Annotated in this window: 1 protein-coding gene; it reads left to right on the top strand. The window is 42.2% G+C overall.

The window, feature by feature from the left end; translation table 11 throughout:
• Positions 1 to 310: hypothetical protein (locus QTN94_RS20360; protein WP_331428685.1), on the top strand; the 310-nt coding region annotated here is incomplete at its 5' end.
• Between the last annotated feature and the right edge of the window lie 271 nt (positions 311 to 581).

The following is a 581-nucleotide window of genomic DNA, read 5'->3' as shown; positions in this document are numbered from 1 at the left end:
GCCAGATGGTATGACCTTATATACTAAGACTCACCTATGGTGCATTTTTGGAGGTCATCAATATGAAATCCGTCAACTACTCTGCTTACATTGGGCTAGATGTACACAAGGACACTATTGCCGCAAGGACACTATTGCCGTTGCGGTTGCAAACCCAGAAAGAATAAAAAGAATAAGGACAGGCACCATAAAGAATATTGACCAGCAACTCGTTGCCCTACCCTTATTTTCAGCCTACATAACCATCACTCATGAACTTACTGATGGTTTTGTTGGATATTATGACGAAAAATGCGAAATGAAGAATTAATAAGGCGTGACAAGGCAATCGTGAGATACGCATATCAAATGCTGAGTTCATTAGGTTCACTCAATTTGAAAGGCGTGCACCCTTTGTCTATTCAAGCAAGGTTTGAAGCGGTTCAGAGTGTCGCGTGACGCTATGTAAAACACACGCTTAGATTCTAGCTGAGTAACGACCTTTAACCATTCTGACTGAGAAAAGGATAGCCGCTGTAAAATTGGTGGGAGCTTTCTATTTATACTCGCTTTTCCCTGCCTGAATTGCCTCGCACTCCAGT

This window comes from Vibrio sp. M250220 (genome assembly GCF_036533795.1).
GTDB lineage: Bacteria > Pseudomonadota > Gammaproteobacteria > Enterobacterales > Vibrionaceae > Vibrio.
The sequence above is the reverse complement of the archived record's forward strand: the minus strand, read 5'-3'. Positions and strand labels throughout refer to the sequence as shown.